Source organism: Chryseobacterium aquifrigidense (assembly GCF_006716485.1).
GTDB lineage: Bacteria > Bacteroidota > Bacteroidia > Flavobacteriales > Weeksellaceae > Chryseobacterium > Chryseobacterium vietnamense.
The window spans coordinates 17,342-41,382 of the sequence record NZ_VFPD01000005.1 but is presented as its reverse complement, the minus strand read 5'-3'; the positions used below and the strand labels follow the sequence as shown (position 1 = coordinate 41,382).

The following is a 24,041-nucleotide window of genomic DNA, read 5'->3' as shown; positions in this document are numbered from 1 at the left end:
TAATCTTTTTAAATTAATTTCAGAAATACCTTTTCGAGAATAAGAAAAATATCCTCCGGAATAATGGTTAGTCTGAGTTTTTTATTAATTCCGGATATGGCTGTATTCTGCTCAGCCAGTGAAGTCCAGAAGCGTTCGATTTTGGGAACAGAATTCATGTCTTTCAGTTTTTCATCATCCAGAATACCATTTTGGTATAACGAGACAATGATTCCTGAAATAAGCTCTTCCGCCTCATCAAGTTTTTTGTTTTCTTTGGCATATATTTCCATCAGAATATCATAAATACTTTCCATCCCATTGAACGAGAATCCTCCGAGCATTTCCCTTCTTCCAGTCGTTATTTTCTCCATTTTTATAGGGTTAAAGCCTCTTTTAACGGTGGAAATCATATTCATTACCTTCAGTACTTCAGATTCATGGCTGGTGTTTCCTTTGGTGCGAAAATATTCCAGAACCTCATTGAGAAATGCATCAAACCGGGCATCAAAATCAAATGCTTTTGACAGATATAAAGTCTGAACTTCATTGAACTGTTCCAGCAGTTCTTTGATTTTCTTTACCGTAAAGTGAATAAGTTCCTGCATTACTCAAAAGTTATCTGTTCTATTTCATTACCGTCTTTATCTTTGTAAGACACAATCCTGATTCCTTCTTCCTCCATTTCCACATGAAGGTTGATGAATAATTTATCTTTATCTTCTGCTGCACTGGTATTGGGATCTATATAAATGCTGTTCAGCTTGGCGTTTACCAGCGTATATTTATTCAGTAAAACCTTTGAAAAGATATCTTTCAGTTCATCGGTCTCTTCTGTTGCTCCCTCCTGAGGCCGGAAAATTCCGGAATTGAGAAGCTGGACTTTTTTCCTGAGATCCAGCTTAAGGACTTCAACTGCAGGAAGCTTACCGAATTTCTGATCATTTTTTTCCAGCGTACTGAACAGCGTTTTGAATTCTTCAGTCTGCAGCTGTCTCTTGCTGATTTCAGAAATATTCAGGTTTTTCTCTTTGTTTGCCAGACGGATTCTCTCGTTTATTTCTGTAACGAACTGATCCTGATTCAGTTTAAAATTATATTTGGAATCTGAATCGATATCCGTGATTTTGATCGGAATATCCATCTTTACACTAGGCAAAGCATAGCGCGGAACCTTGAAATATTTCAGATACTCATGACGGGCGTATTCTTTGGCAATAAGAACGGCATTTTCGTCTGCTTTTTTACGAGCCTGAATTATCTCGTTGTTGAGATAATCCAGGTAATCTGATAGTTTTATCATCTTTCGTAAATCTGTTATTGTGAAAGAAGTCCAAGCACTTTTTCAAGCCCTGCAGGCATTTCGTCATTGGTTGCACGCACTTTTACCCCAAGAGAATATTCTTTTTCCACTTTGATTCCTGTACTGGAAGTTCTTTTATACGATACATCCACTTTGAATTTTACAGGTCCCCATCCTCCGGAAACTCCGGCGTTGATCCCAAATTCATCACTTACGTCTTTTGTGTATGTAGAATTAAGCTTCACATTAAAGTCTACTTCACAGGTTTCAATTCTGAAACTTGGAACATTCAACAGCGCAATAAAAGGCACGGAAATTTCTACATCATTCGGAATCGTTTTAGGATTGGTAGCACTTACCGGCTCATCTTCCTTAAAATCCGGATTCGGAATATTTTTTTTGTATTTGAATTCTGCCATTCTCAGTTTTTTAGCACTGGTTGCATTGGCAGGATCTGTAAGTTCAAATCCGACTTCATTGATGAAATTAACCGTGGCAATTGAGGCATTAGACTGTGCTTTTACACAAGCATCCAAAGGCCCGCCAATAATGGTGGCAAAGTCGATACTTCCCAATTCTGCTGCAAAATCTGCACTGGCAGCATCAGAAGTTCTGAAAATCTCGTCATCAGCAGCCATTCTACCGGCAATCAGTTTCATGATCTCTGAAGAGGCACCTGAGAAAGATTTTTCCCACTTTTCATCATAGTTCTTTTTGAATTCGTCTACAATTGCTAATAATTCTTTATTCGTTAATGAACTCAGTTCTGAAGTTTCAATTCCTGATACTTTTTCGTAGACTGCCGGGGTCAGCACTTTTTCTACTCCTGATAAAAGATCAATTAACTCATTTTTTGTTTTTTTGGCGTGGCTTGCTTCCAGCACCGATTTTAATGTTTCCATGTTTTTTGTTTTTGATTAATATTGTGGGACAAAATTAGATCACTGACCATCAAAACATTTCAGGAGAACACCTCTACTTGTTCAGGAAAAACACCCTAAAAAATAAAAAGCCTGAACTTACAGTGGTAAGTTCAGGCTTTTATAATGCATATTGCAGAGATCTATTTTATAGACGCAGAGATGATAATGATTTCTTATTATTCTTAAGTAAGCTAAGAAAGCAACAAGTTGCTGATGAAGCTGCATGAATATGCTCACGCTTAGAAAGAATCAATTCCATTGATATCATCTTTGCCCCCTTAAAAATTAAACATCGCATATCAGATCTTTGCGTTACATCTAAATTATAGATATATATCCAATATCTCTATGAAGGTTTTTTGCTATTGTTTTCCAGGTTGATATCAGGAACTACTGAATTTGGATCCAACTTCACCTCATCAATTTCCTTGTTAGAATCTACCTTGAATGTCCATTCCGTATTTCTTTTCCAGACCTCAACAGGAACTTTTACTGTCTGCGCCGTTCCGTCTTTGAATTTGATCTGTACCGTTGTAGGCATTGGCATTTGTCCAATATTTTCAACCGTAATCTGAACTCCGTTTTTAAAGTCACCATTGATATATTTTACATTTTTAACAGCCTGATCAATTTTCCATTTGTTAAAGAACCATCCTCTCCAGAACCAGTTCAGTTCCTCTCCGGAAACATTTTCCATGGTGTGGAAGAAATCCCATGGTGTAGGATGTTTAAAAGCCCAGCGATCTATATAGGTTTTGAAAGCTTTGTCAAATTTCTCAGGTCCCAGAATTGTTTCTCTTAAGACCTCTAATCCTGTTCCCGGTTTAAAATAAGCTAAAGCACCGATACTTCTTTCTTTCATATTATCCGGTCCTACCATTACAGGCTCCAGACTGTCTGTTAATAAATACGTTCCTGATCTTGCCAGATTCGGTTTACGGTAATATTCACCTTTATTGAAAGCTTCGGTGGAAAGTCCGTTAATGAATGTATTGAATCCTTCGTCCATCCAGGCGAATAATCGCTCGTTAGATCCAACGATCATAGGAAACCAGTTGTGCCCGAATTCATGGTCTGTAACACCCCAAAGATCTTCTCCTTTAGAATCCATATGACAGAAAACAATTCCCGGATATTCCATTCCGCCTTCATTCCCTGCTACATTGGTGGCAGCAGGATACGTGTATTCATACCATTTTTTCGAGTAGTGCTCTATAGCTGCTTTCGTATATTCGGTAGATCTTCCCCAGGCTTGATCGCCTGCACTTTCTGCGGGATAAGCTGAAATAGCCAGAGATTTCTTTCCGCTGGGTAAATTGATTTTTGCAGCATCTAAAATAAATCCGGCAGAGGATGCCCATGCAAAATCTCTGGTCTGATTAATTTTAAATTTCCAGGTTTTTGTACCGGATGTTTTATTTTTACCGATTTCAGACTCAGGACGGATCATTACGGTTTTATCACTGTTTCTTGCCTCATTCCATCTGTTAATTTCCTCTTTACTGTACACTTCTTTCTCATTCTGAAGTTCTCCGGATGCTACGACATAATGATTAGCCGGAACTGTAATATTGGCTGTAATATTCCCGTATTCCAGATAAAACTCCGAAGCTCCAAGGTAAGGAAGTGTATTCCAGCCCATCACATCATCATACACGCACATTCTCGGGTACCATTGCGCCATGGTAAATATCTTACCGTTTTTCGTATCCTGAATTCCCATTCTGTCTGAGCCGTAATCCGGAGAAATAAATGAATATTCAATTTCTATTTTTGCAACTCCTCCATTGGCTTTTAATTCCTTTGGAAGGTCAATCTGCATTCTCGTATCAGTAATGGTATATTTTACTTCTTTTTTGCCATCAAGTTTGACTGATTTAATAGTATATCCGCCATTAAACTCTTCGCCATGAGCTCCATTTCTGCTTCCTGAAAGCGGAACTACTCCATTCCCTCTGGAGTCTTTCGCAAAAAGGTTCTGATCCAGCTGCAGCCACAGAAAACCTAATTTATCCGGACTGTTGTTGGTATAGGTAATTTCTGCTGTACCTGTAATCTCTTTTTTGGCTTCATTCAGGCTGACATTCAAATGGTAATCCGCAGAATTCTGCCAGTAAGCATGTCCCGGCTGCCCACTTGCAGAGCGGGTTGCCGTACCTGTCTGAGGGTAGAAGAATGGTTTAAATGCTTCTACATAATCATATTTGGGAGTTTGCTGTGCATATGCAGATCCTGAAAAAAGGACAACTGCAAGCGTCGAAACAAGGATTGGAAGTTTAAAATTCATTTGAAAAAGTATTATTTAGTGTATAGGTAAAAAAAACTCCCGGATTTGTTACACATCCGGGAGTTTTTTTCTATAAGTTTAATTTAATTTGACTTTTTAGCTTTAATCATTGCTTCTAAGGCATCCCACATTTCACCGGGAATTGCTTCAAGCATATTGAACTCTCCAGCTCCCTGAAGCCATTCTCCACCATCAATGGTTACCACTTCCCCATTCATATATGCTGAGTAATCGGAAACCAGATAAGCCGCAAGGTTGGCAAGCTCCTGATGTTCTCCTACTCTTCTCAACGGAACTTTTTTCTTCATATCGAATTTCTCCTGAAGATCTCCCGGAAGAAGTCTGTCCCATGCTCCTTTTGTAGGGAAAGGTCCCGGAGCAATCGCATTGAAACGGATTCCGTATTTTGCCCATTCTACCGCCAGTGATCTGGTCATCGCCAGAACTCCTGCTTTTGCACAGGCAGATGGCACTACATAAGCAGAGCCTGTCCATGCATAGGTGGTTACAATATTCAGTACTGTTCCCGGAGTTTTAGAATCTATCCAGTGCTTTCCTACCGAAAGGGTACAGTTTTTTGTTCCTTTTAAAACAATATCGAGAATGGAGTCAAAAGCGGAGTGTGTCAGTTTTTCCGTTGGAGAAATGAAGTTTCCGGCTGCATTATTCAACAAAATATCAATCTTTCCGAATTCTTTCAGTGTTGCCTCTTTCATCGCTTCCACCTCATCCCAGTTTCTTACATCACAAGCCACACAAAGTACTTTTCCTCCTGTTTCATCTTCCAGTTCCTTAGCTGTGGTCTGAAGCTTTTCCAGATTTCTGGAAGTGATCACTACTTTGGCGCCCAGTTCAAGAAAGTATTTAGTCATCGCTTTTCCAAGACCGCTTCCGCCTCCTGTTACAATTGCTACTTTATCTTTTAGTGCACCTTCGCGCAGCATAGGTTGTGTATATAGACTCATAAAATATTTTTTCTTAAAAGTAATAAATATTGAAATGCAATCCTGTAAAATAGGTTGATAAATAATGCTACAAATAATTATTCTTTATATTATTCTTAAAATAGATCAGACTATAGAAAAATAAAATAGCCTGATAACAATTACCAGGCTATTTTTATTTGTTAAAACAATATATTAAGAAGCTACTACTCCTTTGAAAGAAAGTGTTTTAGGAGTTTTGCTGTCACTGGTAGTAACGTTTACAGTCTTCATAAACGGTCCTACTGCTGCTGCGTTATAGCTGGCTTCTACAAATCCTTTTTTTCCCGGCTGGATCGGCGTTTTTGTATAATCTGCTGTAGTACATCCGCAAGAAGGAGCCACATTCTGAATAATGATTGGTTTTGAGCTCGTATTCGTAAATTCAAATCTGATCAATTTCGGTTTTCCCTGAGGAATATTTCCTACATCGATAGATTCTGATTTCCATTTAATAGCATCTGCGACCATTTTTACAATAGATGGAGCGTCTGCAGTAATTACATTCGCATAAAAAGGAGAGAATGCCAACACTGCCAAAAGAGCTGTAATTTTTAGTTTTTTCATGAGTATAAATTTTAATATTTGAAACTGATTATTTTCTTTCGATATAACAAATGTAAAGCAGACTGAGATTACAACTTGTTAACCGCTGTCTAACATTTGTTAACGAGTTGTTAATGATAAAAGATAAATAGATATTTTTGGATAATATTGTTTCAGGAAATGAAAATAAAAAGACTCAATATTATCATAACACTGGGGTTCATTGCTATTATCGGAATATTAATAGCACAGCTGATGTGGACCCGCCAGGCTTATAATCTTGAAGATAAAAAATTTAACCAAAAGGTTAATATCGCCTTAATGGAAGTTGCGGAAAAGCTCTCCGGAGGAAAGACATCCTACACTGAAAATCCTGTACAGAATATTGCCAATGACTACTATGTGGTTAATATCAACAATGAATTCCATCCCGTAGTTCTAGAATATTACCTGAAAACAGAATTCACCCGCTTCCAGATCAATACAGATTATGTATATGCATTATACAACTGCCACAGTGATAAAATGATATATGGAAAGTATATGACGACCCATCAGGAAAGCCCCAGTAACAAGGTAATTAATTTCCCGAAGCATAAAAATCTGATCTATTACTTTTCCATACGGTTTCCTGATAAAACCACTTATCTGATCAGTTCATTGAGATTCTGGTATCTGCTTACATTTGCTCTTATCATCATCCTTCTGGTGTATGTGTATTCTATTTATACCATTATTCAGCAGAAAAAGTTCTCGGAACTGCAGCGTGATTTTATCAATAATATGACTCATGAGTTTAAGACGCCTTTATCTTCGATACTTTTGGCCTCAGAAGCGCTCAATAAACAGGAACTGGTACAGAATAATTCCAAACTGCAGACCTATACTTCCATTATCATCAATCAAAGTCATAAGCTCAACAGCCACATTGAGAAAATATTGAATATTGCTAAAAATGATGCAGCAGGACTGTCATTAAAGCCTCAAAAAATCCTGTTACTCCCTTTTATTCAAGAGATTGCAGATAACATACAGCACAAAAATAAAGACCTCAGCATCGAAATCGATATTGAAAACAGCACTTCAGTAATGGCTGATGAATTTCACTTTACCAATATCATTTACAACCTTTTAGATAACTCTGTCAAGTATTGTGAAATGAAACCTATCATTAAAATTTCAGCTCATAAAGATTCAAAAGGGTTATATTTAAAGTTTAAAGACAACGGAATGGGGATTCCTGCAAAAAATATTCCTCATATTTTTGAGAAATTTTACCGGGTACATACCAAAAGAAGTGAAGAAGTAAATGGTTTCGGGCTGGGATTATTTTATGTGAAAAAAGTTGTTCAGCAGCATCACTGGAAAATTTCTGTAGAGAATAATGAAGACCATGGAATTACCACGACACTTTTCTTTCCGTTTTCAAATTAATCATGTGTAAGTATGGAGAAATCTAAAATTTTATATGCCGAAGATGACCAAACAATAGCTTTTCTGGTGGAAGACAGTCTGGAAAGTTATTACGATATCAGCTGTTATTCTGATGGTGAATCTGCGTTGGAAGCATTTAACAGTCAGGATTTCGATATTTGTCTGCTGGATATTATGATGCCTGGCATGAATGGGTTTGAGGTGGCACAGCAAATTCGAAGTAAAAATTCTGAGATTCCTATTATTTTTATTTCTGCCAAAGCTTTAAAAGAAGACAGGATCAAAGGGCTTAAAATTGGTGCTGATGATTATCTGGTAAAACCATTCAGTATTGAAGAGCTTATGCTGAAAATTGAAGTTTTCCTTAAACGTACTAAGAAAACGGATACGACTCCTCTGAAATATAAAGTTGGCAAATATAATTTTGATCCTAAAAATTATACACTGCAAGGTTTAGAAAACAGTATTACTCTTACTCAAAGAGAATCTGATCTTCTTTTATACTTTATTCGCCATAAAAATCTTGTTGTTAAAAGACAGGATATTTTGAAGGCAATCTGGGGTGATGATGATTACTTTATGGGGCGAAGTCTTGATGTATTTATTTCCCGATTGCGAAAGGTACTGGCCGAAGAGCAGAATATTTTAATAGAAAACCTGCACGGAATAGGTTTCCGTTTTTCTGAAAAAGAATAAATAACCCCTTCTTACTCTAAAACATAACAGCAAATGATGATTTTACTTAATTTTAAACTTTGAAAAATTGTCATTAATGAAAAGTCAAAAGTCTATTGTTTTTCTTTCGCTGGTACTTTTAAGTGCAAACTTTCATGCTCAAAAATTTGAAAAATTAATCCAATACGTCAATCCTCTGATCGGAACCGAAAAGATGGGTCATACCTACCCCGGAGCTACAGTTCCTTTTGGTGCGGTACAGCTAAGCCCTGAAACAGACACCATTTCCTATGAACTTAACGGAAAATACAATGGTGAGGTTTATAAATATTGTGCTGGCTACCGATATGAAGACAAAACCATTGTAGGATTCAGTTCTACCCATTTCAGCGGAACAGGGCATTCTGATCTCGGAGATTTTCTGGTAATACCTACCGTGGGAAAACTTCAATTAAACCCTGGAACAGCTTCTAATCCTGAAAACGGATACAGAAGCAGGTTTTCTCATCAAAACGAAACAGCAGAAGCAGGATATTATAAAGTAAAACTGGATGATCATAATATCCTTGCAGAGCTGACAGCAACTCCAAGAGTGGGAATTCATCGCTATACTTTCCCGAAATCTGACCAGGCTCATATTATTCTAGATCTGATGGCTGGCATTTACAATTATGACGGGAAAAATGTATGGACATATGTTCGCGTAGAAAACGGCAATACCATCACAGGCTATCGTCAGACTAATGGCTGGGCAAGAACAAGAACGGTCTATTTTGCGATGAAGTTTTCAAAACCGTTTAAATCTTATGGGCAAAAAAATTATGATGAAAAGCAGGTTTACAAAGGATTCTGGCGGAAATTTGATCAGAATAAAAACTTCCCGGAGATTGCAGGAAAAAATCTGAAAATGTATTTTGATTTTGATACCAATGAAAATGAAGCTATTGAGGTAAAACTTGCCATTTCTCCGGTAAGCCAGACCAATGCTTTGGAAAACCTGGAAAAAGAAGCCGGAAATCTGTCTTTTGATCAGGCTAAAACTCAAGCTCAAAACAACTGGAATAAAGAATTAAACAAAATTGTCATCAAAGGTTCTGATACAGAAAAGACGAATTTTTATACTGCTATGTACCATACCTTTATCAATCCTACCACTTATATGGATGTGAATGGAGAATATAAAGGGTTAGATCAAAATGTTCACAAAGCGGATGGCTTTACCAACTATACTACGTTCTCTTTATGGGATACTTACCGTACGCTACATCCTTTTTTTAATATCATCCAGCCTAAGCGGAACAGTGATATGGTAAAATCAATGATGGCTCATTATAATCAATTCTCAATGAAAATGCTGCCTATCTGGTCACATTATGCCAATGACAACTGGTGTATGAGCGGCTATCACAGTGTAAGCGTTGTGGCTGACGCTATTATTAAAGGAAATTATGACGGTAATCCTGAAGAAGCATTGAAAGCATGTATAGAAACAGCTAATAAAAGAAATTACGAAGGCATCGGACAATACATTGATCTTGGATATATTCCAGCCGAAAAAAATGGGACATCAGTTTCCAATACATTAGAATATGCCTATGACGACTGGGCTATTGCTCAGCTTGCAAAACATTTAAACAAAACAGAAATTTACAATCAGTTTATCAAACGGTCTGAAAACTGGAAAAATAATTTTGACAAAACCATCGGGTTTATGCGCCCACGTCTGGCAGATGGAAGCTTTAAGAAAGATTTCGATGTCTTAAGTACCCATGGACAAGGCTTTATTGAAGGAAATTCATGGAACTACAGCTTCTTTGTTCCTCAAAATCCTGATGAGTTGATCACGATGATGGGTGGAAAGAAAAAATTTGCATCAAAACTTGATGAGTTGTTCACCATGCATTTACCTGATGAATTCTTTGCAGACACTGAAGATATTACCCGTGAAGGAATTATTGGTGGATATGTTCACGGAAATGAACCTGCTCACCATGTTGCCTATTTCTATAACTGGGCCGGACAGCCATGGAAAGCACAGGCACAAATCCGCCGTATTCTGGAAATGCAGTATAAAGCAACACCAGACGGACTGGGTGGAAATGATGATGCCGGACAAATGAGTGCATGGTATATTTTAAGTTCATTAGGATTTTATCCTGTAGCACCAGGTTCAGAAGATTATTCAATTGGAAGTCCTGCCATTGATAATGCTGTACTCAATCTGGAAAACGGAAAAACCTTTGAAATTGAATCCATCAACCAAAGTCCGAAAAATGTATATGTTCAGAAAGTTCTTTTGAATGGAAAGGAGATCAGAAATTTTACCCTGAAACATTCTGAGATTATGAATGGAGGAAAACTTACGTTCTATATGGGAAATAAAGCGAAAAGGTAAGATATTCCCGCAGATTGGGCGGATTGAGCAGATGATTGGATTAAAAAAATCTGCGTAATCTCCTACATCTGCGAGAGCTAAGAATAAGTTTTGGCTGAAGCCAATGGAAGTTTTCAAAATAAAAGAGCGGGCTAAAGCCCGCTCCTATTGATTATTATTTTTCAGCACATTTTTCGTTATACAATTTGGCTCCTTCTGTTTGTTCCAGATCGTTTAATTTTTTCAATGCAGTACATGCAATATCTGATTTATTCTGGGCTAGAGAAATAGAAACTATATTATATAGTGCATCGGTATTAGTATTGTCATTGTCATAAGCTTCATTGAAGAAGTAAATTGCATTATCAAACTTTTGTTTGTTGAGGGCATCCATTCCTTTATTGAAATTATCTGTGGAAGCAAACTTATTTTTAGTAAAAACAGGAAATTCTTTAGCATCATTTGAAAAACCATAAAATCTGATACCCATTGTGCTTAATCCACTTCTATTTCCATTCTTAATGCTCATTTCATAAGGAATAATAATTTTTTCAAAACTCTCAAAGCCTGTTAAATCCCAAAGGTGATAATTTTTCTCAATAGTTGTTTTGAAAAAAGCAATCCCTTTTTGATTAGCTTTAGTCTCGTCTTTATATTCAGTTTCTACTTCAACCTTTTGTTTTTTAGGGAAAATTAAAATATTACCTTTTGAACTAAAATTGTAAAAAAAATCTTTTTGTGAATAATTCTCTAATATTTCAGAAATAATATTTCTTTTTAATGAGGGTGTAAAATTTTTAGAAGCAATTATAATAGAATCATTCTTTTTCTCTCTCACAAAATTATTAAGTACAATTGAACTCTTTATAAACCAAGTCTTTTTTATTTTATCTGGAGAATCTATCCCGACAATTCTTTGTATCACAACTAAGGAATCTGCAGTTAATTTTTCAATTTGATACCCCGCAAGATCTGATGTTTTCATTAATTCCTTTTCTAATTTGAAGTCCATACAACTCGCTTTATCTAAAATCAACGCATCTGTAAATAAACAAAGGTTATTTCCTTTTATTTTCCATACTAAAACTTGTGATGACCTTTGAGATAAGTCTCGGCTGCCATCCAGCATACTGAATTTCACCCTTGTCCATGAAGAATTTGCAAGTAACTGAGTATTAATTTGTGAGCTAAGCTGTAAAGAAACTGAGAGAAATAAGATTAAAAAGAACTTATACATTGATTATTATTTTTTCGCACAAAACTAATTAAATAAAACTTCATGAAAAGTATGCCTCCAATATTTTCCCTTTTCTTTTCTCAATTAATATAATTTTTAGCTAAAAGCCAATGGAAGATCTGAAATAAAAAGAGCGGGCTAAAGCCCACTCCTATTGAATTATCATAACATATCAGATTAATCTGAGACGATATTCTTTGATTATATCCTATTAATCTCTAGGCTCAAAAAGTAATCGCTCTCCGAATTTCTCCTCTGCAATTGTACCATTATCATACACCAAATGTCCGTTGACAAATGTATGCGTAACCTTAGAATGGAAATTCATTCCTTCTAGCGGGCTCCAGCCACATTTGTACAGTAAATTGTCTTTGGAAACCGTCCAATCCTGATTTAAATCTACTAAAACAAGATCCGCTTTATATCCTTCTCTCACGAAACCTCTCTTTTCAACTTTGAAAAGGATAGCAGGATTATGAGCCATCTTTTCAACAATTTTCTCAAGGGATATTTTACCGTTCTTATAGTTTTCAAGCATTACCACCAGTGAATGCTGTACCAAAGGTGCTCCCGAAGGACATTTTGTATATACATTATTTTTTTCTTCTGCAGTATGCGGAGCATGGTCTGTAGCGATAACATCGATTCTGTCATCTAATAATGCTTCCCAAAGAGCATCTTTATCCTTTTGAGTTTTAACAGCCGGATTCCATTTGATAAGACCTCCTCTTGTTTCATAATCCTCGTTGGTAAAAGTAAGGTGATGAACACATACCTCAGCAGTGATTTTTTTATCTTTTAAAGGAATATCATTTCGGAAAAGTTCCATTTCCTTTGCTGTCGAAAGGTGGAAAACGTGAAGTCTCGCTCCCGTTTTTTTCGCAAGCTCAATCGCTTTGGATGAAGATTTATAACATGCTTCCTCACTTCTGATCAGGTGGTGGAACTTTACAGGAATATCATCCCCATATTCATCCATGTATTTCTGAGTATTAGCTTTGATTGTTGCTTCATCTTCACAGTGCACAGCAATCAGCATTTTAGTATTACTGAAAATATTTTCCAATGTTTCCGGATTATCAACAAGCATATTTCCTGTAGATGAACCTAAAAACAACTTTATTCCTGGAACATTTCTAGGGTTTGTTTTTAAAACTTCCTCCAGATTATCATTCGTCCCTCCCATCATAAAACCATAGTTGGCATAAGCTTTTTGGGAAGCAATCTCATATTTGTCGGCTAATAACTCCTGTGTAACAGCATTTGGAACCGTATTCGGCTGATCAATAAAACTGGTTATTCCTCCAGCTATGGCAGCTCTTGATTCACTTTCAATATCTCCTTTATGAGTAAGTCCCGGCTCACGGAAATGTACCTGATCATCTATTACTCCGGGAAGAAGATACTTTCCCGAACCATCAATAATCTGATCTGCATCTTCAGAAATACCCACAGCTATTTTAGAAATCAGATCATTGTCTATTAGGATATCACTTTCAAAGACTTTTCCTTCGTTAACGATATTTACATTTTTTATAAGAACTTTCATTTCAATTTATTTCCCTGTAAAATTAAGATTTTAAGTTTTAATTCACCCCAAAATCGTAAAACGAATGCTTAAAGTTTTACATTTGCAAAAAAATTCGGCTTTGTATAAGAAACTATTAGGACAAACAATCATCTACGGAGTAGGAGCCATAGCCCCAAGAATCATTCTATTCATCCTTAATCCGCTTTTGATCTATAAGATTCCCAATGAAGGTTTTGCGATTTTCACTCAGCTTTATGCATGGATTTCGTTTGTTAATATCATCCTTTCTTTTGGTTTTGAAACGGCATATTTCCGCTTTTCGGCGGAAGATGATAATGAAAAAAAGACTTTCAATACTTCATTCTGGTTTTTGTTTTCAACGTCCACGGTTTTTCTCGCTTTTTGCTACCTTTTCAATCAGCCCATTGCTGATTATGCGGGCTATCACGACAATCCTGAATATATCAGATGGTTTGCCCTGATTGCATTTTTTGATAATTTACTTGTTATTCCTTTTGCATGGCTGCGTTTTCATAATAAACCTATCAAATATTCCGCAGTAAGAATTGTTCAGTCTATATTCCAGGCCGTTTTTACCGCTGCTTTATTCTTCTGGATTCCGGAAAGTATATCAAAAAGCATGGGATTAGACCAAAATGTAGACTACCCGTTCTTCAGTAACCTGGCAGGAAGTGCACTTGGCTTTTTATTGCTGTTTCCTATCATATTAAAGGTAAGATTCCAGTTTGTGACTTCTTTGTTTAAGCGTATGATCAAATATTCCTTTCCGCTTATGCTGGCAGGTTTCGCTTTTATGATTAATGAAAACTTTGATAAATCGATCCAGAGAAATCATATTTCGGACGAAGAAGCTGGCGCTTATGGAGGCTGCTACAAGCTGGCCGTACTGATGACATTATTTGTTACCGCTTATAGAATGGGTATAGAGCCTTTCTTCTTTAAGCAAATGGATAAAGGCGATGCTAAAAAGACATATGCCAAAGTAGCAGAATATTTTGCCTTTTTCGCCTGTGCCGTAGCGCTGGGAATTATTGCCAATATATCGTGGCTGAAAGCTGTTTTCATTCCAAATAAATCCTATTGGATCGCTATAGATATCATCCCGATTATTGTGATTGCCAATCTTTGTTTTGGGATCTATTATAATTTTTCAACATGGTATAAAGTAACAGACAGAACCAGTATGGGAACTGTTATTTCATGGCTTGGCGCAGGGATCAATATAGGACTCAACCTTCTTGCTTTAAATTACTATCACAGTATGATCGGTTCTGCATGGGCCACTTTTGGTGCTTATGTTGTTATGATGATCGTATCTTATCTCTTAGGTCAAAAATACTATCCTATCCCTTACAGAATGAAGAAAATGTCTTTCTTTCTGATACTGCTTGGCATCTTTAGTTTCATCATTGTAAAGTATCTTAATTATAACATTATTACCAGTAACCTGCTCTTTTTGACCTTTACCGGAATTTTGATTTATTCTGAGAAAAACCTGATTTTATCGAGAATCAGAAAGAATTAAACTTTGGTCTTTATTTTGCTTGTACACAAACCTATTGTTATTAAACAATTATTTAAAAAGATATAAATCATAACTTATCAAAGGTTTTTAATTATTATCTTTAACCTAAATATTAAAAACAACTAACAAAACATCTTTTATACATATAATTTATGAAAATTATTGTCCCAATGGCTGGACGTGGTTCCAGATTACGTCCACATACACTGACAGTTCCAAAACCTCTTATTCCTATTGCAGGAAAACCTATCGTACAGAGATTAGTGGAAGATATCGCTAAAGTTGCAGGAGAAAACATTGAAGAGGTAGCTTTTATCATCGGAGATTTTGGACCTGAGATCGAAAGATCCCTTATTCAGATTGCTGAAAAGTTGGGAGCAAAAGGAAGTATATATTATCAGAACGATCCCCTTGGAACCGCTCACGCCATAAAATGTGCAGAACAGTCTATGCAGGGAGATATCGTTATTGCCTTTGCAGATACTCTTTTCCGTGCAGATTTCCAGTTGGACAAAAATTCTGACGGTGTAATCTGGGTGAAAAGTGTTGAAGATCCATCCGCATTCGGAGTAGTGAAATTGGATAATTACGGTTTCATTACCGACTTTGTTGAAAAACCAACGACTTACGTTTCAGATCTTGCCATCATCGGTATTTATTATTTCAACAGTGCTGAAAAACTGATGGAAGAGATCAACTATATCATGGACAATGATATTAAAAACGGAGGTGAGTATCAATTGACAACAGCACTTGAGAACCTTAGAGCTAAAGGTGCCAAGTTTACCCTTGGAAAAGTAAATGACTGGATGGACTGCGGTAACAAAAATGCTACTGTAGAAACCAACAGCAAAATCCTTGAGTATGAAAGAGAGGAAATGAAGAATCATCCTGCTTCTGCCGTGATTGAAAATTCTTTGATTATTCAGCCTTGTTTCATTGGGGAAAACGTAAAAATCTCCAATTCAAAAGTAGGACCAGGAGTTTCATTAGGAAACAATACAACTGTTGTGAACTCTAATATTGAAAACTCCCTGATCCAGGAAAACACAAGAATCAACCATGGAAATCTTTCCAATTCTATGATCGGTAATTCTGCACAATATTTTGGAGTTGCCAGAGAAATTTCTTTAGGTGATTATTCCGTTTTAGATTTTTTATCTAAATAAGATAGGAAAATATTTAACTCAAACATCATATCATCAGGCCACACAAAATGTTTTGTGTGGTTTGGCGTTAATATTGCAACGTATTTTTTATTTAAAAGATAAATACATGAAAAACTGGATCCCATTTCTTTTATTACTTCTCGCCTTATCATCCTGTAAGACCCGTAACACTGCCCAAAATGACTCAGATCATACCCGGGACAGTATTAGTACTACAAAAGACAATGGAAATCCAAAAGACGTCAACGAACCGGTAAGCGATAAATTTACGTTCTTTGAACATGTATTGATTCCGCCTAAATTCGAACAGATTAAAATAGACAGTAAAATAAAGGTAGAAACAGGAAGCTATGTTCCTACTTTGGATGCTACGATCTATATTGAAAATGATAAAAAGGTATGGATGAATCTCAGAGCTTTGTTCATTAATGCAGCCAGAGGTATCGCTACTCCCGAAGGGATAAAAGGACAGGACAAGATCAATAAAACCTATATAGATTCCGATTTTGATTATCTTAATAATTTACTGAACGTTAATTTCATTGATTATAAATCATTGGAAAAAATATTAATGGGAAGAACTTTTGTGAAAATTAATGACAAACAGTTTACCCTGACCCAAAACGCACAGGGATTCAAGATGGTTTCTAACATCAATCAGAAAATTGTGACGGATGAAAAAAACAGGGAATATCAAATAGCCCTTCAATACGACACTAATTACGATTTATTAAATGTCAATTTAAAAGATATTTTGTCTTCAGACGAGCTGGATGTTTCTTACAGCGACTGGAATGAATACGAAGGAATACGCCTTCCGAAAAATGTTAAAATAATTATAAAAGGCTCAAAATCTAGTCAGATTTTAATGGAAAATACGAAATTTGACTTTTCGAGGATGGAAACACCTTATTCTGTACCATCCAGTTATAAGAAAATTGAGATTAAATGATTAAAAAATTTAGCTTTTTAATAGGTGTTTTGATGTTCGGACTGCACCAGGGACAGCAGACCAAAGAACAGCTGCAAAAGCAGAATGCCGAACTTAAAAAACAAATTGCACAAATAAATACCGATTTAGCCAAAACCAGAAGTGAATCTAAACTTTCCGTAGCTTATCTCTCTAATGTCAACCAAAAATTGGTATTAAGAGAAAAGGTTTATAACAACACGCAGAAAGAAAAAAGATTCATTGAAGATGATATCTATTTACGTCAGCTGGAAATCAACCGTCAGAATAAAGAACTGGCCGTTTTAAGAAAAAACTATGCTGAAGTTTTGGTGAATGCTTATAAAAACAAAGGAGTACAGAACAAAGTAACTTTTATACTTTCTGCTAAAAATTTAGGAGAAGCCATACGAAGAGTTCAATATCTGAAACAATACTCAGACTACCAGGATAAAAAAGCAGCTGAAATCACAGATGCCGCTAACCTCATCAAAAAAACCATCGCCCAAAAACAAAACTCCGTAAAAGCGAAGGAAAATTTATTGGTTAACCAGCAAAAAGATCTGGCAACAATCAATGCTGAAAGAGCCCAGAAAGAACAACTGGTAGCTGATTTCAAGAAAAACGAATCTAAACTGACGGCTGAACTTAAGCAGAAGCAAGTTCAGTCTAAAGCATTGGAAGGGCAGATCAGAGCTATTATTGCAGAAGAAATCAGAATCGCCAAAGCAGAAGAAGAAGCCAGAAAAAAAGCAGAAGCAGAAAAAATACGTTTAGCTAAATTAGCTGCTGAAAGAGAAAAAGCAAGAATTGAAGCGGAAGCTAAAGCAAGAGCAGAGGCCCTTGAAAGAGAAAGAAGACTTGCAGAAGCAGAAGCTAAGAGAGCAGCAGATCTTGCAGCAAAAAGAGCTGAGGAAGAAAGAAAACGTAATGAAGAAGCTGCAAAAGCAGAAGCCAATGCAAGAGATGAAGCCAGAAGAGTAGCCGCTAAAAAGGCTTCAGATGAGGCGAATGCAAGAGCTAAAGAAGCTGCTGATAAATTAACTGCTGCAAGAGCAGCAGAGGCCGCTCTTACAAAGAGAAAAGAAGAAGAGAAAAAAGCAGCTGAGACCAAAGCCATGACAAGCTACGGAGTTTCCACCGCTACTGGAAACAGCTTTGCAGATAACAGAGGAAGACTGGGTTATCCTGCAGACAGAGCCGGACAAATTACTCACCGTTTCGGAAGACAGCCACACCCGGTTTTCAAAAATATTACTGAAGAAAATAACGGGATCAAAATTTCCGTTCCTTCAGGTACGCGTGCAAAATCCGTGTATCCGGGATCAGTATCTTCAGTTCTAGCCAACAATGACGGAACAAAAACAGTAATCATCAAACACGGAAGTTATTTTACCATTTATTCCAACTTAGGAAATGTAAGTGTTTCCAAAGGACAGCAGGTTTCATCAGGAACTCCGGTAGGTACAATAGCTCAGGATTTTGATGGTGCTTATACCCTTGATTTCCAAGTATGGAACGGAAGTACACCAGTTGATCCATTAGGTTGGATTTCATATTAAAAAAAGTGTAACTTTGCAAAAATTTTAAGAGATGAATACACTAACAATACTTGCCTTATCTTGGCAACACATCCTTATCGTAGCAATACTTTTGGTATTACTTTTTGGAGGAAAGAAGATTCCGGAATTAATGAGAGGAGTAGGTTCAGGAATCAAGGAATTTAAAGATGCAGTAAAAGAAGAAGACAAACCAGGTTCTGAAAACAACAAATCGGCTTCCAACAATAACAATTCTTCCAGCAACTAAAATTCCCTAGAATTAATGAAATTTACTGAGACTGCATGGAAAGTCTTCAATCAAGCTATTGAAGACTATCACGTGTCTGATGACGTTAACACTCTAATTAATAACCCGTTCGAAAAAGATAGTTTGGAACGGATTTTGTATGCAAAGAACTGGATTGATACCGTTCAATGGCATTTGGAAGATATAATTAGAGATGAAAATATTGATCCGGCTGAAGCTCTTCAACTGAAGAGAACGATAGACGCCTCCAATCAGAAAAGAACTGATCTGGTAGAATATATTGATGGCTGGTTTCTTAATAAGTTTGAAAATATAACTCCTAAACCTGAAGCAAAAATAAATACAGAAACTCCCGCTTGGGCAGTAGACAGGCTATCAATTCTTGCATTAAAGGTTTATCATATGTCGTTAGAAGCTAATAGAGAATCTGCTTCTGAAGAACACAGAAACAATTGCCGGGCTAAACTGGATGTTCTGCTTACTCAGAAAGAAGACCTGTCAACTTCTATAGAGCAGTTGCTTACTGATATTGAAAACGGTAATGTTAAGATGAAAGTGTACAAACAAATGAAAATGTACAACGATGAAAGTCTTAACCCAATCCTTTATCAAAAAGGGCAACAAAAATGAAACGACTATTTTTCTTTGGAGTACTTATCATATTAACATCTTCCTGTGCAACGGAAAAGCTTAATCTTTCTCCGTTGTCAAATAATTTTTATAGTGATGCTAAAGGGTCTGATTCAGACAGAAGCTCAAAGAAGAATTTTAATATCAATATCAAGCAGAATGTCAATGCTTCTGAAATTTCAAATATGATCTCTACTTTTCCCAAGTTTAAAAACAACGGATTAAATGAGGAGATTACCAGCTTGAAATACAGTCTTCAGAATTATTTATATGCTATTGATGCCAGCAATTCTGCAGGAAAAAGCAGAGCCCTTAAAAGCTTCGAAAAATCATATAAAAAAATTCAAAAGCTAAGGCAAAATCTTGACAGAGATGACGATGAAGTTCTTAACAGATATCTGGTGCGTTTAAAAACCAATATTTCTGTTATTGAAGATACTTTGCCAGGAAGTTAAAAACTAATTGAACTATCAATGATTAAAATTCAGGCGGAAGCCAATGTTCCCACAGAGCACGGCACTTTCCGAATGATCGCTTTCTCCGAAAACGAAAACGACTGGATGCCGCATATGGCCATTGTTGCTGAAAATACAGATTTTTCAAAACCGGTCAATGTTCGTTTCCATTCAGAATGTATTACGGGAGAAGTTTTCCATTCAAAAAAATGTGAATGCGGCCAACAATTGGATGCTGCAATGAAATACATCCATGAAAACGGTGGAATTATCATCTACCTTCGCCAGGAAGGAAGAAACATCGGGATCATCAACAAACTGAAGGCATATTCCCTGCAGGAAAAAGGTTTGGACACTGTACAGGCCAATCTTGAACTGGGACTTCCTGCAGATGACAGAAACTTTGGCGTAGCCATTGAAATTCTTAATCTATTGGATGTAAAAGATATCAACCTTCTCACCAATAATCCTGAAAAGGTAAAATATGTTGTAGACAGCAATATTCACCTTAATTCAAGAGTACCCTTACAGATTCCTGCGAATGAAATAAGCAAAGGATACCTGCAGACAAAAAAAGATTTCTTTGGACATCTTCTTGATGACAATGATAATTAATTTTCCAAAAGATATAATAAAAAGCTCCAAGAAATATATTTTTTGGAGCTTTTTAATTACTGAAATTAATAAAACATTCTATTCATATAACAATTCACCAATTAGTGTGTTTTTTATAAAGTTTTATCTTTGCGATGAAATTATAATTTTATGAAAAAAACACTATTCGTCATTTCTTCTCTATTTTTAATTGGCTGTGCAAATAGCAATGATTTAATTTATTCTCAGGATGAAAATTCAATTCCAAAAAACACTACTGAATTTTCATTGGTGTCTAAAAATATTTTAGCTAAGAGTGCTGCCGAATCAGTTATAATGGATTTATCTTTTACTACTGGTGTCATAAATGAAAATGGGGGATGCTCTTTTACAGATTTAATAAGTCCTCAAGGGAGTTATTTTACTTCAACAAAATGTTACGGACCAAACCCAATAGAACAAAATGGCTACCAGATAAGAGGTTATGGGAAGCCCCGCCGAAGGCCATCTTATAATACTAGTTATTATTGGCATGGCGTTATGCTTAAAGCTGAAAATCGTGGTAAAATAGTTACCTCAACAAGAGGAGGTACAACCTTAGTAAATGACCCAATATCAAATGCAATTTCAATAGAACAATATTTTGAGCCAAATAAAACTTATGAGATTATTGTAACTACTAACGTAGAGGATTATATATATACTACTAAAAACAACAATCGAGATAACAGATTAGATGACGACCTATTTAATATTGATAAAAGCGAAGCTTATGCTACTTTGGCATTGGAAGTAGCAGATTCACCACAAATACCAGGAGATCTCCCTTGCGCTGATAGACCGAATGTTGGACGGAAATTTGTTTCCGCTAACTATTATAAAACACAAAAAACCGAAAAAACAACTCATTGGACTAATGAAGATAAAACCTATACGTTCTATTTCTCAACATTAGAGCCTAAAAATGCCCTTATAATATATTATTTACCTGAACAAGCATTAGAAAGGCCTGCGTCGCATGTCCCACAAAGTGCAATGTGGCTTGATATAAGGAATATAAAAATAATAAAAAAAACATATGATCCATCCCATTTTGTACCACCTAGAGTTACTACTCCAGATCCTAGTGTTCCTTGCGGATTTAGAGGAGGCTGCTAACCAATTATCATAAAATCAAAAGCCCCGGAAGAATTTCTTCCGAGGCTTTTTTAATTATAAAAAACTGAAAAGATATTTCTAAATTATTTAGTCTTGATTTTAGACTCATCAATATTGTAATATTTGATTACACTATTATAGTCTGAATAATCAACTGCAGCAGCAGCTGCACTCTTAGATGTACCTGTTTTTGCAGGAACAATTACTACTCTGAATTTTTTGTTCGTGTAATATACTGGATTATTATCAAGGTTAACTCCAGTAGTTGATCTCACATCAATTCCTATATCAAACTTACTGAAGTCATATGAGTATTCAACTTTATCAGCACCATTGTTAGGATATTCTGTATAAGTAAGCAATTTCCAGATTGGAGAATTATTATTGGTAAGACCTGTCTGTAAATAAATCAGAACTACATCAGATTCAAGTAAAGGACTTTTAAATGCGTCATCAAAATGATATGTATAGCTATCCTGTTTATTAAATTTTGGAATAATATCATAAGCTGTTGAATACGTATCATTATCCTGACCTTGTACCACAACATCATCACTATTATCGCAGCTATAAGCGGTAAAACCTACAGCACCCAGGAATAAGAAGAGAAGTATTTTTTTCATTTTTAGTAAAGTTTAGTTATTATTTATATTGCGTATTCAAATCATATACCAAAAATCTCAAAAACTTTGTTTTCCTCACTTTTTTAATTGTATTTTTGTTCTTATTCAAAAAAGTCATGAAGAAATTATTATATACTTCACTCTTTATTGTCGCACTGATAAGCCCTAAGGTGAAAGCCCAGTATCAGCCCAAAAATGCTTCTAAGGAAGATCTGAAAAAGGCTCAGCAATGGGTTGATAACACCTATAAAAATCTTTCTCAGGATGAAAAACTAGGACAGCTTTTTATTGTGGCATTATATACCAATAGAGGAGAAGACTATATCAGCCAGGTTAGAAATATTGTTACGAATGATAAAATAGGAGGTCTGATTTTAATGCAGGACGATGCCGCAAGGGAAATCAATCTGGTCAATGAATTTCAGCAAAAGTCTAAAGTTCCTTTAATGATCGGAATGGATGCAGAATGGGGAATCTATCAGAGAATTGCTACAGCTCACAAATTTCCATGGGCCATGACATTAGGTGCTATTCAGGATAAAAATCTTGTGTATCAGATGGCAGCAAAAATTGCAGAAGATTGCCGCAGAATGGGAATCAACTGGGATTTCGCTCCTGTAGTAGATGTCAACACCAATCCTGATAATCCGATTATCGGTAACAGAAGCTTCGGATCTGAAGTGGATAATGTCATCACCTCTGCCCTATCCTATTCTAACGGTCTTCAGGATAACAATATCTTAGCAGCTATCAAACACTTTCCGGGACATGGAGATACCAGCACAGATTCTCACCTTGATCTTCCTGTAGTTTCTCACAGTACTGAAAGACTTGACGCCGTAGAACTGGCACCTTTCAAAGCATTGATGAATAAAGGAATCGGTGGTGTAATGGTTGCTCACTTATATGTTCCAAGCTTAGAATCAGGAAAGGGAATTCCTGCTTCTGTTTCTAAAAACATTATTACAGGATTACTGAAAGATAAATTAGGATATAAAGGTTTAATTATTACAGATGCTTTAAATATGGGCGCTGTAGCCAATAAATACCAACCGGGCGAACTGGATGCTATGGCTTTTAAAGCAGGAAATGATATTATGCTTTTCTCACAAGGTGTTTCCGAGGGTAAAAAACTGATCCAAAAAGCTATTGATAAAGGAGAAATTCCACAGTCCAGAGTGGAAGAAAGTGTGAAAAAGATCTTGTTAACCAAATATTTTCTTGGTCTTACCCAATACACTCCTAAAAACCCTGAAAACATCAATAAGGATTTAAATAATGATTCTCACACCCAATTGGTACAGAATCTTTACTCCAATGCATTGACTTTATTAAAGGATGAAAAGAAATTATTGCCTCTTAAAGGAAAACAGATTTATTATGTTCCTCTTGAAGAAGCTCCTTACCAAACTTTCGCCAACAGATTGGGGAACAATATTATCATTAAAAAAGCCGGGGAAATTAAAACTATTCCGGCAGGATCTACAGTGATCATAGGTTTCCACAAAGACAATTCAACAGCTTATAAGCCTTATAAAATATCAGCAGAATCCAAAAAAATACTTTCTGATCTTACCAAAAACCAGAATGTTATTCTGAATGTATTCGGAAGTGCTTATGCATTAAAGGATATTGATATCTCAAAAGTTTCAACAGTTCTTGTTTCTTATGAAAACAATGACGATTCTATGAATGCAGCTGCAGATGCTTTAAACGGAAAAACAAAAATATGGGGAAAACTTCCGGTATTGGTTAATGACCAGTTAAAACCGGGAATGGGTATAGAATTTAATACAACTCCCCAAGCAAACACCAAATAATACAAAATTAAAACAA

22 protein-coding genes are annotated in these 24,041 nt (G+C 36.0%); 13 read left to right on the top strand and 9 right to left on the bottom strand.

What is annotated here, in order from left to right:
- Nucleotides 1–8: 8 nt before the first annotated feature.
- From FB551_RS22160 to FB551_RS22135, 6 genes are all read right to left on the bottom strand, one after another.
- Nucleotides 9–587 carry a hypothetical protein gene (locus FB551_RS22160; RefSeq protein WP_142018959.1) on the bottom strand — a complete coding sequence of 193 codons (579 nt, stop codon included), beginning with the start codon at nucleotides 585–587 and terminating at the stop codon, nucleotides 9–11.
- Nucleotides 587–1,282: a hypothetical protein gene (locus tag FB551_RS22155; protein ID WP_047429122.1), complete on the bottom strand. Its 696-nt coding sequence runs from the start codon at nucleotides 1,280–1,282 to the stop codon at nucleotides 587–589. The genes FB551_RS22160 and FB551_RS22155 overlap by 1 nt, the downstream gene beginning before the upstream one ends.
- Before the next feature lie 14 nt (nucleotides 1,283–1,296).
- Nucleotides 1,297–2,184 carry a DUF2589 domain-containing protein gene (locus tag FB551_RS22150; protein WP_226798767.1) on the bottom strand — a complete coding sequence of 296 codons (888 nt, stop codon included), beginning with the start codon at nucleotides 2,182–2,184 and terminating at the stop codon, nucleotides 1,297–1,299.
- Between the two features lie 367 nt (nucleotides 2,185–2,551).
- The gene (locus FB551_RS22145) at nucleotides 2,552–4,492 is read right to left on the bottom strand and encodes a M1 family metallopeptidase (protein WP_142018958.1); all 1,941 of its coding nucleotides are present in this window, start codon (nucleotides 4,490–4,492) and stop codon (nucleotides 2,552–2,554) included.
- 83 nt (nucleotides 4,493–4,575) lie between these two features.
- Nucleotides 4,576–5,457, bottom strand: coding sequence for an SDR family oxidoreductase (locus FB551_RS22140; protein ID WP_142018957.1), 882 nt, complete (start codon nucleotides 5,455–5,457; stop codon nucleotides 4,576–4,578).
- 174 nt (nucleotides 5,458–5,631) lie between these two features.
- Nucleotides 5,632–6,042, bottom strand: coding sequence for a DUF1573 domain-containing protein (locus tag FB551_RS22135; protein WP_047429116.1), 411 nt, complete (start codon nucleotides 6,040–6,042; stop codon nucleotides 5,632–5,634).
- Between the two features lie 159 nt (nucleotides 6,043–6,201).
- Here FB551_RS22135 and FB551_RS22130 point away from each other — a divergent pair, with 159 nt between their 5' ends.
- The 3 genes from FB551_RS22130 (at nucleotide 6,202) to FB551_RS22120 (ending at nucleotide 10,525) form a co-directional block, all read left to right on the top strand.
- Complete coding sequence (locus tag FB551_RS22130; RefSeq protein WP_142018956.1) at nucleotides 6,202–7,455, top strand: sensor histidine kinase; 1,254 nt, start codon at nucleotides 6,202–6,204, stop codon at nucleotides 7,453–7,455.
- Nucleotides 7,456–7,467: 12 nt separating this feature from the next.
- Complete coding sequence (locus tag FB551_RS22125) at nucleotides 7,468–8,151, top strand: response regulator transcription factor (protein WP_047429113.1); 684 nt, start codon at nucleotides 7,468–7,470, stop codon at nucleotides 8,149–8,151.
- A 76-nt stretch (nucleotides 8,152–8,227) separates the two neighbouring features.
- Nucleotides 8,228–10,525 (top strand): GH92 family glycosyl hydrolase, encoded by a 2,298-nt coding sequence (locus FB551_RS22120; RefSeq protein ID WP_142018955.1) that lies wholly within the window; start codon nucleotides 8,228–8,230, stop codon nucleotides 10,523–10,525.
- 154 nt (nucleotides 10,526–10,679) lie between these two features.
- Here the strand turns inward: FB551_RS22120 and FB551_RS22115 are convergent, their stop codons facing one another.
- Together FB551_RS22115 and FB551_RS22110 are read right to left on the bottom strand one after the other, a co-directional pair.
- Nucleotides 10,680–11,741 (bottom strand): hypothetical protein, encoded by a 1,062-nt coding sequence (locus tag FB551_RS22115; RefSeq protein ID WP_142018954.1) that lies wholly within the window; start codon nucleotides 11,739–11,741, stop codon nucleotides 10,680–10,682.
- Nucleotides 11,742–11,952: 211 nt separating this feature from the next.
- On the bottom strand, nucleotides 11,953–13,290 hold the full coding sequence (locus tag FB551_RS22110) for a dihydroorotase (RefSeq protein ID WP_142018953.1): 1,338 nt from the start codon (nucleotides 13,288–13,290) through the stop codon (nucleotides 11,953–11,955).
- A gap of 100 nt (nucleotides 13,291–13,390) precedes the next feature.
- Here FB551_RS22110 and FB551_RS22105 point away from each other — a divergent pair, with 100 nt between their 5' ends.
- From FB551_RS22105 to FB551_RS22065, 9 genes are all read left to right on the top strand, one after another.
- A complete protein-coding gene (locus tag FB551_RS22105) occupies nucleotides 13,391–14,818 on the top strand; it encodes an oligosaccharide flippase family protein (RefSeq protein WP_047429257.1) in 1,428 nt (475 codons plus the stop codon).
- Between the two features lie 152 nt (nucleotides 14,819–14,970).
- A complete protein-coding gene (locus tag FB551_RS22100) occupies nucleotides 14,971–15,987 on the top strand; it encodes a sugar phosphate nucleotidyltransferase (protein ID WP_047429106.1) in 1,017 nt (338 codons plus the stop codon).
- Between the two features lie 106 nt (nucleotides 15,988–16,093).
- Nucleotides 16,094–16,939, top strand: a complete 846-nt coding sequence (locus FB551_RS22095; protein WP_047429105.1) for a DUF4292 domain-containing protein — start codon at nucleotides 16,094–16,096, stop codon at nucleotides 16,937–16,939.
- Complete coding sequence (locus tag FB551_RS22090; protein ID WP_047429101.1) at nucleotides 16,936–18,498, top strand: peptidoglycan DD-metalloendopeptidase family protein; 1,563 nt, start codon at nucleotides 16,936–16,938, stop codon at nucleotides 18,496–18,498. The genes FB551_RS22095 and FB551_RS22090 overlap by 4 nt, the downstream gene beginning before the upstream one ends.
- A gap of 31 nt (nucleotides 18,499–18,529) precedes the next feature.
- Complete coding sequence (locus FB551_RS22085) at nucleotides 18,530–18,745, top strand: twin-arginine translocase TatA/TatE family subunit (protein WP_047429099.1); 216 nt, start codon at nucleotides 18,530–18,532, stop codon at nucleotides 18,743–18,745.
- 15 nt (nucleotides 18,746–18,760) lie between these two features.
- Nucleotides 18,761–19,375 (top strand): DUF4254 domain-containing protein, encoded by a 615-nt coding sequence (locus tag FB551_RS22080; protein WP_142018952.1) that lies wholly within the window; start codon nucleotides 18,761–18,763, stop codon nucleotides 19,373–19,375.
- Nucleotides 19,372–19,830 carry a hypothetical protein gene (locus FB551_RS22075; RefSeq protein WP_047429096.1) on the top strand — a complete coding sequence of 153 codons (459 nt, stop codon included), beginning with the start codon at nucleotides 19,372–19,374 and terminating at the stop codon, nucleotides 19,828–19,830. The genes FB551_RS22080 and FB551_RS22075 overlap by 4 nt, the downstream gene beginning before the upstream one ends.
- An 18-nt stretch (nucleotides 19,831–19,848) precedes the next feature.
- Nucleotides 19,849–20,445 (top strand): GTP cyclohydrolase II, encoded by a 597-nt coding sequence (gene ribA, locus FB551_RS22070; protein WP_034695719.1) that lies wholly within the window; start codon nucleotides 19,849–19,851, stop codon nucleotides 20,443–20,445.
- A 150-nt stretch (nucleotides 20,446–20,595) separates the two neighbouring features.
- Nucleotides 20,596–21,582, top strand: coding sequence for a hypothetical protein (locus tag FB551_RS22065; RefSeq protein ID WP_142018951.1), 987 nt, complete (start codon nucleotides 20,596–20,598; stop codon nucleotides 21,580–21,582).
- Between the two features lie 83 nt (nucleotides 21,583–21,665).
- On the opposite strand, the gene FB551_RS22060 is transcribed toward FB551_RS22065, so the two are convergent.
- The gene (locus FB551_RS22060; protein WP_047429092.1) at nucleotides 21,666–22,205 is read right to left on the bottom strand and encodes a hypothetical protein; all 540 of its coding nucleotides are present in this window, start codon (nucleotides 22,203–22,205) and stop codon (nucleotides 21,666–21,668) included.
- Nucleotides 22,206–22,321: 116 nt separating this feature from the next.
- Here FB551_RS22060 and FB551_RS22055 point away from each other — a divergent pair, with 116 nt between their 5' ends.
- On the top strand, nucleotides 22,322–24,025 hold the full coding sequence (locus FB551_RS22055) for a glycoside hydrolase family 3 protein (protein WP_142018950.1): 1,704 nt from the start codon (nucleotides 22,322–22,324) through the stop codon (nucleotides 24,023–24,025).
- The last annotated feature ends 16 nt before the right edge of the window (nucleotides 24,026–24,041 follow it).